The 13887-nt window shown below is 53.5% G+C and carries 15 protein-coding genes; 7 read left to right on the top strand and 8 right to left on the bottom strand.

Going from position 1 to position 13887, the window contains the following annotated elements:
* Positions 1 to 112: 112 nt before the first annotated feature.
* Positions 113 to 1099 carry an FAD:protein FMN transferase gene (locus WCT94_RS06190; protein ID WP_336868579.1) on the top strand — a complete coding sequence of 329 codons (987 nt, stop codon included), beginning with the start codon at positions 113 to 115 and terminating at the stop codon, positions 1097 to 1099.
* A gap of 141 nt (positions 1100 to 1240) precedes the next feature.
* Here the strand turns inward: WCT94_RS06190 and fabI are convergent, their stop codons facing one another.
* The 6 genes from fabI to sapA all read right to left on the bottom strand — a co-directional run bounded on the left by fabI (position 1241) and on the right by sapA (position 7566).
* Entirely contained in the window at positions 1241 to 2029 is a 789-nt protein-coding gene (fabI, locus tag WCT94_RS06185; RefSeq protein ID WP_015840562.1) for an enoyl-ACP reductase FabI, read from the bottom strand.
* Between the two features lie 194 nt (positions 2030 to 2223).
* A complete protein-coding gene (gene sapF, locus WCT94_RS06180) occupies positions 2224 to 3039 on the bottom strand; it encodes a putrescine export ABC transporter ATP-binding protein SapF (RefSeq protein ID WP_336868851.1) in 816 nt (271 codons plus the stop codon).
* On the bottom strand, positions 3039 to 4031 hold the full coding sequence (sapD, locus tag WCT94_RS06175; protein ID WP_180778000.1) for a putrescine export ABC transporter ATP-binding protein SapD: 993 nt from the start codon (positions 4029 to 4031) through the stop codon (positions 3039 to 3041). The genes sapF and sapD overlap by 1 nt, the downstream gene beginning before the upstream one ends.
* Before the next feature lie 16 nt (positions 4032 to 4047).
* Positions 4048 to 4938 (bottom strand): putrescine export ABC transporter permease SapC, encoded by an 891-nt coding sequence (gene sapC, locus WCT94_RS06170; protein WP_015840559.1) that lies wholly within the window; start codon positions 4936 to 4938, stop codon positions 4048 to 4050.
* Entirely contained in the window at positions 4925 to 5890 is a 966-nt protein-coding gene (sapB, locus tag WCT94_RS06165) for a putrescine export ABC transporter permease SapB (RefSeq protein WP_319847970.1), read from the bottom strand. Before sapB ends, sapC begins: the two co-directional genes overlap by 14 nt.
* Positions 5887 to 7566 carry an ABC transporter substrate-binding protein SapA gene (sapA, locus tag WCT94_RS06160; RefSeq protein WP_336868850.1) on the bottom strand — a complete coding sequence of 560 codons (1680 nt, stop codon included), beginning with the start codon at positions 7564 to 7566 and terminating at the stop codon, positions 5887 to 5889. The genes sapB and sapA overlap by 4 nt, the downstream gene beginning before the upstream one ends.
* A 171-nt stretch (positions 7567 to 7737) precedes the next feature.
* Between sapA and WCT94_RS06155 the strand changes: the two genes are divergently transcribed.
* The 3 genes from WCT94_RS06155 to WCT94_RS06145 all read left to right on the top strand — a co-directional run bounded on the left by WCT94_RS06155 (position 7738) and on the right by WCT94_RS06145 (position 10564).
* On the top strand, positions 7738 to 8178 hold the full coding sequence (locus WCT94_RS06155) for an antitoxin Xre/MbcA/ParS toxin-binding domain-containing protein (RefSeq protein ID WP_336868576.1): 441 nt from the start codon (positions 7738 to 7740) through the stop codon (positions 8176 to 8178).
* A complete protein-coding gene (locus tag WCT94_RS06150; RefSeq protein WP_336868574.1) occupies positions 8175 to 8663 on the top strand; it encodes an RES family NAD+ phosphorylase in 489 nt (162 codons plus the stop codon). The genes WCT94_RS06155 and WCT94_RS06150 overlap by 4 nt, the downstream gene beginning before the upstream one ends.
* A gap of 383 nt (positions 8664 to 9046) precedes the next feature.
* On the top strand, positions 9047 to 10564 hold the full coding sequence (locus WCT94_RS06145; protein ID WP_336868573.1) for a cellulase family glycosylhydrolase: 1518 nt from the start codon (positions 9047 to 9049) through the stop codon (positions 10562 to 10564).
* 71 nt (positions 10565 to 10635) lie between these two features.
* Here WCT94_RS06145 and pspF read toward each other — a convergent pair whose 3' ends face one another.
* Positions 10636 to 11622 carry a phage shock protein operon transcriptional activator gene (pspF, locus tag WCT94_RS06140; protein WP_336868571.1) on the bottom strand — a complete coding sequence of 329 codons (987 nt, stop codon included), beginning with the start codon at positions 11620 to 11622 and terminating at the stop codon, positions 10636 to 10638.
* A gap of 225 nt (positions 11623 to 11847) precedes the next feature.
* On the opposite strand from pspF, the gene pspA reads away from it, so the two are divergent.
* The 3 genes from pspA (at position 11848) to pspC (ending at position 13182) form a co-directional block, all read left to right on the top strand.
* Positions 11848 to 12513 carry a phage shock protein PspA gene (gene pspA / locus WCT94_RS06135; protein WP_010276756.1) on the top strand — a complete coding sequence of 222 codons (666 nt, stop codon included), beginning with the start codon at positions 11848 to 11850 and terminating at the stop codon, positions 12511 to 12513.
* Between the two features lie 79 nt (positions 12514 to 12592).
* Positions 12593 to 12817 (top strand): envelope stress response membrane protein PspB, encoded by a 225-nt coding sequence (pspB, locus tag WCT94_RS06130; protein ID WP_336868570.1) that lies wholly within the window; start codon positions 12593 to 12595, stop codon positions 12815 to 12817.
* The gene (gene pspC / locus WCT94_RS06125) at positions 12817 to 13182 is read left to right on the top strand and encodes an envelope stress response membrane protein PspC (RefSeq protein WP_015840550.1); all 366 of its coding nucleotides are present in this window, start codon (positions 12817 to 12819) and stop codon (positions 13180 to 13182) included. Before pspB ends, pspC begins: the two co-directional genes overlap by 1 nt.
* Positions 13183 to 13274: 92 nt before the next feature.
* Here pspC and WCT94_RS06120 read toward each other — a convergent pair whose 3' ends face one another.
* A complete protein-coding gene (locus tag WCT94_RS06120; protein ID WP_336868569.1) occupies positions 13275 to 13829 on the bottom strand; it encodes a hypothetical protein in 555 nt (184 codons plus the stop codon).
* Positions 13830 to 13887 lie beyond the last annotated feature (58 nt).

Below are 13887 nucleotides of genomic sequence, written 5' to 3'. Positions count from 1 at the left end.
GTAGAAGAGTCAGTCATAAAATAGTCGTGCTGATGGCGAGCGTCTGAAAGGGCGCTCGCGATTGCCCACCCGTTTTCTCTCTGTTCCGCCATTCGTTCATGGGAGCCGCCTTATGCCTTCAGTCGATAACGCTTACGTTTATTCCGTTCATCTGATGGGCAGCCCGATTCTGCTCAAACTGTTTGTTCATGATGAAACTGCCGTCAGGCAGGTTTTCCAGCGCATCAAGCAGCTTGAAGACCTGCTAACCGTTAACCGAGCGCAGTCGGAAGTGATGAGCATCAATCACGCGGCGGGCAAGGCGTATGTGTCGGTCAGCCCGGTTGTCTTTGAGTTGATTAAGCGCGCCAAAGCGGTGAGTCTGATTGAAAATAGCGGCTTTAACGTTGCGATTGGCCCTGTCGTGAAACTCTGGAAAATCGGGTTTAGCGGCAGCACGGTACCTGACAGCGAACCGATACAACGGGCGCTGGCATTAACACATCCCGAACGCATTATTCTCAGAGAGCAGGACTGCGCCGTATTGCTAGAAAGCGCCGGAATGGAGATCGATCTGGGGGCGATTGCGAAAGGCTATATTGCCGATATCGTCCGTGATGTCCTGCATCAACATGCGATTCAGGATGCGCTGATCAATCTAGGGGGGAACGTGCTGGCAATCGGCAGTGCGCTGACGGATGAGCAAGGGCTCTGGAACGTCGGGTTGCAGAAACCTTTTGCGGATCGCGATAGCCTGCTTGGCATCATTAAGGTGAAGAACAAATCCGTAGTGACATCCGGCGTCTATGAACGCTTTTTTACCGTGGACGATCGCATCTATCACCATATTCTCGATCCTCGGACGGGTTATCCGCTGGATAACGAACTGCACAGCGTCACGGTTATCTCGAATGACTCTCTCGACGGTGATATCTACACCACGCTGCTCTACGGCATGGGCGTGAACGCGGGCATTGAGTTTCTACAAAACCAGCCGGATATCGAAGCGATATTTGTGACAAAAGCACGAGAGATTATTTTCTCTTCGCAGCGGGATTATACGTTTGAACTATTGAATAAGGATTATTCGGTGACCGTTGGAATTGAAAAGAAAGAGTAACAATCTGTTTACTAAAGGGATATTTAGTCCAGAGAGGCGTGACAAGCGTATTGTCTTACCCTATTTAACCGAGCCGCACCATTTAGGTGTTATAGCCGAAGGAGGAAAGTAGCCTATCAGGGATAGGCTACTTTTGATGACTTACTTCAGTTCCAGCTCGTTCATTGCAGCGATGCTGAAGCCGCCGTCAACGTGCAGAACTTCACCGGAGATACCGGCAGCCAGATCGGAACACAGGAACGCAGCAGAGTTGCCCACGTCTTCAATGGTAACGACACGGCGGATTGGCGTAACGGCTTCGCAATGCGACAGCATTTTCTTGAAGTCTTTGATGCCGGAGGCAGCCAGTGTACGAATCGGGCCCGCAGAGATGGCGTTAACGCGCACGCCCTGAGCACCCATGGCGTTCGCCATGTAACGTACGTTTGCTTCCAGAGACGCTTTTGCCAGACCCATCACGTTGTAGTTAGGGATGGCACGCTCAGCACCCAGGTAGGACAGGGTAACCAGCGCAGAGTTCGGGTTCAGCATTTTACGGCAGGCTTTCGCCATCGCGACGAAGCTGTAAGAGCTGATATCGTGAGCGATGTTGAAACCTTCACGGGTCACGGCATCAACGTAGTCACCGTCCAGTTGGTCGCCCGGTGCGTAAGCAATAGAGTGCACGAAGCCATCAAAGTTCGGCCATACGTTAGCCAGTTCGGTAAACAGTGCTTCGATGCTCGCATCTTCAGCGACATCACACGGCAGAACGATGCTGGAGCCCAGCTCGCTGGCAAAGCCTTCAACGCGTGCTTTCAATTTGTCGTTCTGATACGTGAAGGCCAGTTCGGCACCTTCACGCTGCATTGCTTGTGCAATACCGTAGGCAATAGAACGGTTGCTGGCAACACCTGTTACCAGAATGCGCTTACCGGTAAGAAAACCCATAGCAGTAATCCTTGTGATCATTGTTGCTGCGATCGCCACTTCGGTGCCGGTAAACCTACGCGGCAAGTGACGACCGAGATGAATAAACCGCGCGATTCTACCATGTTGGGGACGGTAGCGGTACTCCGAGCAGTATCCTCCCTTTTTTCACCGTCCTGCGGCCGTTGCGGGGATACCGTCGTCGTGCGCGGAGATTAACGTTGTGCGCCGTCGCGTCGCCAGGCATCGGCGCTGAGTGCTTCGCCGAAGTGGCTGGCAATTAAACGTTTCGTCAGGTCGTGGAGCGGGGCGGACAACACATCGGCGGTACTGCCGCGCTCGACCACTTCGCCAGCCTGCATCACCAGAATCTGGTCGCTGATATGCTTCATCATGCCCAGATGCTGCGTCACGTAAATATAAGAGATACCGTGCTTTTCCTGTAACTCCAGCATCAGATTGATAATCTGTGACCGCATAGACATATCCAGTGACGCCAGCGCCTCATCGGCAACAATCACCTTCGGTTGCAGGATCAGCGCACGTGCCAGACCGACACGCTGTTTTTGCCCCGGTGCGAGCGCATGTGGATAGTAATAGGCGTGATCGGGACGCAGCCCAACCTGATGCAGAGCCTGATTAATCGCTCTTTCGCGTGCTTCGGCGCTGAGATCGGTATTTAGCCGCAGCGGAACATCCAGCAGTTGCCCGATACGTTGACGCGGGTTGAGCGCATTGCCTGCATCCTGAAAGATCATACGAATGCGCTGGCTGCGATAACGGTAATCGCCGTAGTGCAGCGGGTGATCGTCAATAACCAGTTCGCCAGACGTCGGGGCAAGCATGCCCGACAGCATCTTAGCCAGCGTCGATTTCCCCGAACCGTTCTCACCGATAATGGCGAGCGTTTGTCGTTCACGCAGCGTAAAGCTGACGGATTTCACTGCCTCAACGTGCTGACGGCGGAATAGCCCGGTCCGATAGCGGAACGTCTTGGTCAGGTTGCGGGCTTCAAGCAGCATCTCAACCATCACGGTTCCTCCATGTTGAGCGGGAAGTGGCAGGCATATAAGTGGTTCTTAACCGAAAGCAGCGGCGGTGTTTGCATACACTGCTTTTGTGAATACGGGCAGCGCGGGCCGAGCCGGCAGCCAATCGGCAGGTGCTCCAGCGAGGGGATCGCACCGGTTAGCGTGTTCAGCCGGCTTTTGTGCGGCAGCGAACGACCGAAATCGGGCATCGCGCGAATCAGCGCCTGCGTATAAGGGTGGTGCGGCGCGGTGATCAAATCTTCACTGGTTGCGCTCTCTACCGTTTGCCCACAGTAGAGCACGTTGATCCGGTCAGCCCATTTGCTCATGGTTTGCAGGTCATGGCTGATGAGCAGAATCGTGGTGTTATTGTTCTGATTCAGCCGCGAAAGCAGGCGGAAAATCTGGGCCTGCGTGGTGGATTCCATCGCGTTGGTGGGTTCATCGGCAATCAGCAGGCGCGGCTGGTTCGCCAGCGCGATGGCAATCATCACTTTCTGGCATTCGCCGTCGCTCAGTTCATAAGGGTAGCTACCCATAATATCTTTATGATCTTTAATCCCGACGCGGTGCAGCAGTTCGATAGCGCGGCGTTTGCGCCAGTTGAATCGCTGCCACCAGCGGCCTTTATACGTCCAGCCGGGAATCGCCTGCACCAACTGCCGCCCGATACTCTCGGACGGATCGAGACAGGATTGTGGCTCCTGAAAAATCATGGAGACGTTATGGCCGACCAGTTTACGCCGTTCGCGCGACGACAGTTGCAGCAGGTCGATATCATCAAAGCGGAAGCGATCGGCGGTCACGCGCCAGTTCTCTTTGGTGATCCCGCAGATGGCTTTGGCGATCAGGCTTTTACCTGAGCCGGATTCGCCCACCAGCCCGCGAATTTCCCCTTCGCTCAGCGTCATGCTGACGCGGTCGACGGCTTTTACCGGGCCGTCGGCGGTGAGGAATTCAATCGTCAGGTTACGGATATCAAGTAATGGCATAGGGAGTCGTCGCCTCTTATTCCGTTTCCGCGACGAGCGCGCGGCGGATGCCGTCGCCCAGCAGGTTGACGATTAATACGCTCAGCGCGATAGCCGCGCCGGGCAACATCACGGTCCACGGTGCGGCATAAACCAGCTCCAGCGAGTTGCCAAGCAGCGCGCCCCATTCGGTGGTCGGCAGCTGTGCGCCCAAATCGAGAAAGCCCAGCGCGGCGATATCCAAAATGGCGATCGACAGCGCGCGGGTAAACTCGGAAACCAGCAGCGCGGCGATATTCGGCAGCACAACGTACCACACCAGATAAAACGTGGACGCACCGTCAAGACGGGCGGCGATCACGTACTCTTTGTCCATTTCTGCGTGTACGGCGCTGTAGATGGTGCGCACCATGCGCGGCAGCAGCGCTAGCCAAACGGCGAGCATCGCGTGTTCGAGCTTAGGGCCGATAAAGGCAATCACCACAATCGCCAGCAGCAGCGAGGGAATCGACAGCAGCGTATCCAGAATGTGGTTGAGCATTGCGGAGCGCAGCCCGCGAGTAACGCCCGCAAAGACGCCCAATACGATGCCGCACAGCGCCGCCGCGTAGGTGACGATGAGCGATGCGCCGACGGTCGGCGCCGCACCGCTCAGCAGACGGCTTAGCTGATCGCGCCCCAAATCGTCGGTGCCGAGAAAGAACGAGACTTCACCGTAGTGTGACCAGGAGGGGGGCAGCAGTTGGTAGCCCAAAAATTGCTGATCCACTTCATAAGGCGCGAGAAACTTGCCGAACAGGCACAGGCCAATCAGGATCAGAAAGCCATATAGCCCGATCATCGCCAGCATATCCTGATGGAATGCCCGCCAGGTATCGCCTAGTCGGCTAGGCAACCGCTTTTCGCTATAAACGTTATCGAAGGGCATACCATTCCTTGTGTTTCAACGGATTTGCCATAGCACCCCAAATGTCAGACAGGATGTTGACCGTGATGACCATCGCGCCCACCACCATTACGCCCGCAGAAATTGCAGCGAAGTCCTGCTGGCGAATGGCATTCACCAACCAGCGACCGATACCCGGCCAGTTAAAGACCACTTCGGTAATCATCGTCAGCGTCAGCATCGTGGAAAATTGTAATCCCAGTTTGGGAATAATCGGCGGCAGCGCGTTGTGAATCAGATGGCGGCGAATGATCGTAAAGCGCGACAGTCCGCGAGTTGCCGCCGCTTTAATGTAGTTTTTGCTGATAATGTCCGTGGTACTGACGCGCATCAGGCGGATCACTTCGGTGGTTGGCCCGACGGCCAGCACGGTAATCGGCAGAATCAGGTGGCGAATAGCGCTGACGATCATTTCGCCGCGATGTGGTGAATCTGACAGCCAGGCGTCAATCAGTGCAAATCCGGTGACGGTTTTCACCTGATAGAGCAGGTCGAAGCGGCCTGAAACCGGCAGCCAGCCAAGGTGCAGCGAGAAAAAGAGCGTCAGCAGCAGCGCCAGCCAGAATACCGGCAGAGAGAAGCCGATAAGCGCTAACGTACTGATCACAATGTCCGCGCCGCGGTTCTGCATCACGCCAGCGGTAATTCCCAGCGGAATACCGACCAGCAGCGAGAGCGCAAACGCCAGCAAACAAAGCTCGATCGTGGCCGGGAACACTTCTTTCAGCAGCTCGCTGATGGCCTGTCCGTTAATGCTGGAACGGCCGAAATCCCCCTGAAGCAGGCTGGTGAGGTAAAAATGATAGGCATCAAACAGCGCCGCGCCGTTGAGCGGGGCGTTGGGCGTGTAGTAACTGAGGCTAAAGCCAACCAGCGTCAGGAGTGACAGTGTCACTATCAGTAACACCAGACGTCGCAAGGTAAAAATAATCACGGCTGTGCTTCCTCCACGGTTTCCGGTGCAGAGGGTTTCTGCTGTGCCTCGCGGAAGACGCCTGCGAACGAGGCATTGCCGAAGGGGCTCAATACCAGCCCTTTCATATCATAGCGGTAGGCCAGCAGTCGCAATGACGACGCCAGCGGCAGAACGGGTAACTGTTCTGCCAGAATACGCTGTGCCTGCTGATAATAGTCAATCCGCTTAGAAAGCTGTTGTGACGAGAGCGCGTTTTGCAGCACTTCGTCAAACGTAGGATCGCACCAGTGTGCGTAGTTGCTCTGGGAACGAATTGCTGCGCAGCTTAGCAACGGTCGGAAAAAGCTGTCCGGGTCGTTACTGTCCGTTGCCCAACCTGCCAGCGTTAAATCGTGGCTGAGTTCCATCAGCCGTGCTTCCTGAAAACGGCCTTCCACGGGAACGATGGTCACGGTGACGCCAATTTGCGCCAGATCGGCCTGTATCAGCTCTGCGGTTTTCAGCGGGCTGGGGTTGTAGGACTGTGAGGCGCTGGGTACCCACAGGCGCAGGTTGAGGTTCGTTAGCCCCAGTTCCTGCAAGATTTGCCGCGCTTTCTGCGGGTTATATTCCGTAATCTGCGATTCATTATCGTACGCCCATGAGGCGCGGGGCAGAATCGACGCGGCGGTTTCTGCCGTGCCGTAATAGATCGACTGCATCAGCCTGTCGTTATTGATCGCCAGCGCGATGGCTTCCCGCACGCGGCGGTCGTCCAACGGCGGTTTACGCACGTTGAAGGCCAGATAGGCAACGTTCATGCCGGGGCGCAGCGACAGACGCAGACGGGGGTCGTTACGCAGAATCGTCAGCTGACTGGCAGCCGGATAGGCGAGAACATCACATTCACCGGTCAGCAGCTTGGATAAGCGACCCGTACCGCCGGAACCGAGATCGACAACCACCTGCCGCATACGTGGCAAGCCGCGCCAGTAATCGCCGTTACGCGTCAGCCGGATATATTGCCCGTTGCGGTATTCATCGAGCAGATAAGGGCCGGTGCCGACCGGTTCACGATCCAACAGCTCCTTTTTGTCCTCTTTCGCCAGACGTTGCGCGTATTCTGCGGACAGAATCGGCGCGTAGTGCGTAGCCAGATGCCAGAGGAAAGACGCATCCGGGCTGTTGAGCCGAATCTCAACGCTATACTCGCCCAGCTTACGGATGCTTTGCACCGAATCGGCGAATTGCAGGCTGTCAAAATAGGGGTATTCGCCGCCGTTGACATCATGATACGGGTGCTTTTCGTCCAGCATGCGCTGGAAGCTGAATATCACGTCATCGGCGTTCATATTGCGGGTCGGGCTGAACCAGGCGGTACGCTGAAACGGCACATCGCGGCGCAGATAGAAACGGTATGTCGAACCGTTGTCCAGCACTTCCCAGCGCTGGGCTAGTTCTGGCATCAGACGATAGGTATAAGGATCGACATCCAGCAGACGATCGTAAAGCTGCGCCGCCAGCGTATCAATGGTGACGCCGCTGCGCGCCATCTGCGGGTTAAACGTGTTCAGGACATCATTGACGCAATAGACAAAACCGCTCTGGTGAATACTTTCCAGCGGAGCAGATGATGTTGGCACGGGCTGCGGTGCGGCCAGTGCAGGCAATGCCAGCCAGGTGAATGCCAGTGCGAAACAGGTTTTTCCGAACATACGGGATTTTTCAGTCAATACGGTTATATACAGAGTGTATCGCACTCTTGGCATCCTCCCCACTCTTGTTATGCGCGTCTGGCGACTTTCCAACCGATTGAGTCATCAGATGAACAATTGAAAACGTCATAATGAATGCTATAGTTAAGTCATAATGACGAGGAAATAACTATGAATGCAGAAATCAGTCTTAAAGTTGAAAACTTTGCTCGCGAAGCTGAACTGCCTGATGGCGTGTTTCATGACCCGTTAATGTTCGTTAATGTCGTACGCGGCGGGATTTCCGGCGCGATGCTGAAACGTGGTGCGGATGCCAGCGGGTTAAGCCGCAAGCTGATTGGCTCGGCGCTGTCCGTCGATCCCTCTAATATCTCCCGTTTGTTTCGCCGTAAACATTTAACGCTGGAGCAGGGAGAGGCGGCGTTGGAGACGTTTCGCCTGTGGCTGAAAGCCATGACGACGTTTGAAGATGAGGCGAAGGCGCAGCTGTGGATGGAGAGCGGCATCCCGGCCTTTGGCGGGAAAACACCAGCGGAAATGCTGGACACGCACAAAGGGCGTCAGCTGGTTGATCATGCGCTGAGCCGGATCGAATACGGCGAATTTATATGAGGCTGTACCGCATTACTAAAGCGATCTGGCTGGAGTCATTTTCAGGGCAGACGGGCGTGAGCTTCCTGCACGGCGCACGTTTTAATCAGCCTAATACGCCGGTACTCTATTTTAGCGAAACGCCTGCGGTCGCCATGCTGGAAATGGGCAATTATCTGCCTTCGCCGCAGTTGCTGCCCGCCAGCTATCGTCTGGGCGTGTATGAACTGCCGGACGACGTCCCGCAAGAGTCCATTACGCTGGACATGCTGCCTGAGGATTGGCACCGCTACCCGTTTATGCCGGATGTGCAGGCGTTGGGGTCGCGCTGCCTGAACGCCGGGCAATCGCTGGTGATTTGGGTGCCGACCAGTACGGTTAAGCCGTTTGGCAGTATGCGGAATGCGCTGATTAATCCGCGACATCCTTCGTTAAGCCAGTTGCGATTGATTGAGGCGATCCCGGATTTTTACAGTCATAGGTTGTTTAACCCTATAGGGCACTAAACCTGCTACCGACAGCAATGAGGCAGGGAGGAACCCCATAGTCAGTATGGAAATGAGAAAAATTCTCAACAAAGTGCTTTACAGATGATACTGATAACTATTATCATTATTTTCGCACTTCGGAAGTGGCTTCTCGCAGGCACTGAAGGAGAGCACGACATTGCTCACATTGCTTCCAGTATTATTTTAGCCAGCCTACGTGCTGGCTTTTTTTTTGCCTGAAAAATGACCTCGCCAGATACTTACCTTGCTTTCTATTTTTCTGTAAATAATTAATAAAATCAATATCATTGGGATATTTCCTAAATTATTTGCGGGAACAGAAATCTCCCTTATCATGCCTGTACCCAAGATCATGGGTGTTCACAATGGAGATAAGGAATATGTGGATCAGAAGGAATCAACTCGTCAGGAAATTGACGTTAGGTGTGGTAACAGTAGCACTGGGGATGTCACTCAGTTTCTCTGCATTATCCGCCACACCGGTGGAAACGCATGGCCAACTGTCCATTGAAAATGGGCGGCTGGTGGACGAACAGGGAAAAAGGGTGCAACTGAGAGGGATCAGTTCGCACGGTTTGCAGTGGTTTGGTGACTACGTCAACAAAGACTCGATGAAGTGGCTGCGTGATGACTGGGGGATTAACGTATTCCGTGTTGCCATGTACACGGCAGCGGATGGCTATATTTCCAATCCTTCCCTTGCCAATAAGGTCAAAGAGGCCGTTGCGGCGGCACAAAGCCTCGGCGTCTACATCATCATTGACTGGCACATCTTGTCGGACAACGATCCTAATATTTATAAAGCACAGGCAAAAACCTTCTTTGCCGAAATGGCGGGGTTGTACGGTAATTCGCCGAACGTGATTTATGAAATCGCCAATGAACCCAACGGCGGCGTGACATGGAACGGGCAAATTCGGCCTTATGCGCTGGAAGTGACTGACACCATCCGTAGTAAAGATCCCGATAACCTCATTATCGTTGGCACGGGTACCTGGAGTCAGGATATTCATGACGCGGCGGATAATCCGCTGCCCGATCCGAATACGCTGTACGCGCTGCATTTCTATGCGGGTACGCACGGGCAGTTCCTGCGCGATCGCATTGATTATGCACAAAGCCGCGGTGCTGCGATTTTTGTCAGCGAGTGGGGCACAAGCGATGCGTCCGGCAACGGTGGACCGTTCTTGCCTGAATCGCAGACCTGGATCGATTTCCTGAACAACCGTGGCGTGAGCTGGGTTAACTGGTCACTTACCGACAAAGCCGAGGCCTCCGCCGCGCTGGCTCCGGGAGCGAGCAAATCTGGCGGTTGGACAGAGCAGAATTTGTCGGCGTCAGGAAAATTTGTCAGAGAGCAGATTCGTGCAGGTGCGGATCTGGGCAATGGCGATACCCCGACTACACCAACGGAACCGACCAATCCGGGTAACGGAACCACGGGTGACGTCGTGCTGCAATACCGTAATGTGGATAACAACCCTTCCGATGATGCGATTCGCATGGCGGTCAACATCAAAAATACCGGAAGTACGCCGATCAAATTGAGCGATCTGCAAGTGCGTTACTACTTCCATGATGATGGCAAACCGGGTGCGAACCTCTTTGTTGACTGGGCGAACGTCGGTCCTCACAACATCGTGACCAGCACAGGAACCCCTGCCGCCAGCACCGATAAGGCTAACCGCTACGTTCTGGTGACCTTCAGCAGCGGAGCCGGTTCTCTCCAGCCGGGTGCGGAAACGGGTGAAGTTCAGGTGCGTATCCACGCCGGTGACTGGAGCAACGTGAATGAAACGAATGATTATTCATACGGTGCTAACGTCACGAGCTACACCAACTGGGATAAGATCACCGTACACGATAAAGGTACGCTGGTCTGGGGTGTGGAGCCGTAATAGCGCGCTGTTAACCGACTAATCCATTTACTCTGCGGGCGTGAATTCGCCCGCCTTTTCTTTCCCGCCTCTCATTCATTCACTGCAATATCGTGTTTTTTCAGCAATCCACGCAGCTGATGATAGGTTAATCCCAGCAGTTCCGCGGCTTTACGCTGGTTAAACTTTGCCTGAGTTAATGCCCGATCGATCAAACCTTTCTCTTGTTCCAACAGCCACGGCTTCATGTCCAGCGGTAAATCCGGCTGAGTAGATGTTGTTTGTGTTTTTTCCTGAACGGCGGGAGTTCGGCGGAAGGGATTCAGAATGATGGCATCAAGAGGCTGTTCGCTGTCGCCGTGACGGTACACCGAACGTTCAACCACGTTTTTCAGCTCACGAATATTGCCCGGCCAGTCGTAATTTAGCAGCGTCTCACGCGCAGCAGGCGTAAAACCGGGAAACAGCGGTAGATGTAATTCACGGCACATCTGAATCGCAAAATTATCTGCCAGCAGCATGATATCCTGCTGGCGTTCACGCAGCGGCGGAAGCTGCACAACGTCAAAGGCCAGACGGTCGAGCAGGTCGGCACGGAATTTACCGCTGGCGGCAAGCGCAGGCAGGTCGTCATTGGTTGCACACACCAGCCGCACATCAACCTGTAGCTGATCTCTGCCGCCGACGCGCTCCAGCATGCCGTATTCGATCACCCGCAGTAATTTTTCCTGCACCAGCATCGGCGCGGTGGCTAGCTCATCCAAAAATAGCGTTCCGCCGTCGGCGCGCTCGAAGCGTCCCAGATGGCGTTTCTGCGCCCCGGTAAAGGCACCGGCTTCGTGACCAAATAGCTCAGAGTCGAGCAGGTTCTCGTTGAGTGCCGCACAGTTGAGAGAAACGAATGGCCCTTGCCAACGGGGGGAAAGGTAGTGCAGGCGGCTGGCTATCAGCTCTTTACCCGTACCGCGTTCGCCGATTACCAGCACTGGCTTATTCAACTGGGCCAACTGTGACACCTGTTCCAGTACCTCTAAAAAGCTGTTGGCCTCGCCCAGCAGATTCTCTTTTTCCTGAAGCATGATGTTCCACCGTGTTATTTTTACTAACTGTTAGCATATTTGACTAATCTAACGAAAAGAGAAAAATAGTCAAAATTATCTACTCCTTAATTTTCAATTAGTTAACGGAAGCTAAAAGTTGGCATGCTTATTGATATACCTATAGGGAGATCGCGACTGGCTCGGCTGGTCACGGTGATAAATCAGGCGTAATCAGACGCTGGAAATCATGAAGAGGATGTAATTATGGGTATTTTTTCTCGTTTTGCCGACATCGTGAACGCCAACATCAATTCATTGCTGGATAAAGCTGAAGATCCGCAGAAATTGGTGCGGCTGATGATTCAGGAAATGGAAGATACGCTGGTTGAAGTGCGTTCAACCTCGGCGCGGGCGTTGGCAGAAAAGAAACAGATTGCCCGCCGTATTGAACAAGCGCATGGTCAGCAAGATCAGTGGCAGGAAAAAGCCGAGCTGGCACTGCGTAAAGATAAAGACGATTTGGCCCGTGCGGCGCTGATTGAAAAGCAGAAACTGACTGATCTGATCGCTGTATTGCAGCATGAAGCCGAAAGCGTAGATGAAACGTTGGAGCGCATGAAGCGTGAAATCGGTGAGCTGGAAAACAAATTAAGTGAAACCCGCGCTCGGCAGCAGGCGCTGACGCTGCGTCATCAGGCTGCGGCATCGTCGCGTGATGTGCGCCGTCAATTGGATAGCGGTAAGCTGGACGAAGCGATGGCGCGTTTCGACCAGTTCGAACGCCGCATCGACACGATGGAAGCGGAAGCCGAAAGCCACGGGCTAGGGAAACAAAAATCGTTGGATCAGCAGTTTGCCGAGCTGAAAGCGGACGATGAAATCAGCGCGCAGCTGGCGGCGCTTAAAGCTAAAGTTAAGCCAGCAGAGTAATAAACGCGTAGACGCCATCGGATGGCTGTCGTTAGAAAACGGCAGCCACTGGCGTGTGAATAATAACTAAGGAGACACAATGAGTGCGTTGTTTCTTGCCATTCCGCTGACCATTTTCATGTTGTTTGTGGCGCCGATATGGCTTTGGCTACATTACAGCCAGCGTAAAAACAGTGCTCAACTGGGACAAACTGATATGCAACGTCTGACACGCTTAACGGAAGAGTCCAACCGCATGCGTGAGCGTATCAGAGCGCTGGAAGATATTCTGGATGCAGAACACCCGGACTGGAGAAACTCGTAATGAAAAATACGTGGTCAGGTAAAACGTTATACCGCATACCGGAAGAAGGCATGCTGAAAGGGGTTTGTGCTGGTTTAGCGCGTTATTTTGACGTGCCGGTGAAGCTCCTGCGGATAATCGTGGTGTTGTCGATGTTTTTCGGCCTGTTCTTTTTCACCATCGTGGCCTACATCATTCTGACCTTTATGCTCGATCCGGCTCCGGCGGGAATGGGATTTGAGGATGAAAAAACGGCTCGCACACCCAGCCAACTGCTGAATGAGGCGGATGCGACATTGCAGGCCAGCGAACAGCGCCTGCGCAGCATTGAGCGCTATGTCACCTCGGATACGTTTGGCGTTCAGAACCGCTTTCGTCACCTGTAATTTGTCATCGGTTATACGCTTTCGCTGACGTTATCCACCGTACGACTTACGTCGAGAGTGGATAACGTCACGCTGCTTTTTCGCTGCAATCTCTATGATCCGATCCCACTGTGCATCGGATGCCAGCCATTTCCTTCTTTCGCGCTGTAGCGCACATTCTGCAGAGGTATCAGTTTCCACTGACCATGACTGTCCTGCACGATTTCGCTGGCAATCGCACGACATTGATAATGCAGCGTATCGGTTTCCAACTGGAACTGATACTTTTTGCCTTTTTCTGGAATAAAGCGAGTGGTGATCAGGCATGAGTATTTACTTTCAACATAAACGTTGACTATCGCTGTTTCAACGCCTGCTACTAATGGTGTTTCGTAGTAGTCGATATCGTATTTTTCTCCAGATACTTTTGGCATTCCGCGATCCTGGGTGTTTTGTAAAACCCATTCACTGGAGCGAATAAGACCGCCAGTGCGTTGACCCTTTAGGGTCTGGTAAATGCTGGTTTGTTCAGTATTGTCTATAATACGAACCCATGCTGAATCAGCGTCTTGAGAGGCGGGGACAAAAAAATCATTATTTGGCATGATGGAGCAGGCAGAGCTCAAAGATGCAAGAATAGCAAGTTTAAATTTTAAGATATTTTTCACTTTATGTTCCTTATAAATAAGGCGTCCTTGCCTTATCGTAACATCTCAGCGGTTTTAG

This window comes from Pectobacterium sp. 1950-15, from assembly GCF_037136835.1.
In the GTDB taxonomy this organism is placed as follows: Bacteria; Pseudomonadota; Gammaproteobacteria; order Enterobacterales; family Enterobacteriaceae; genus Pectobacterium.
This window is presented reverse-complemented; position numbering and strand designations above follow the sequence as displayed.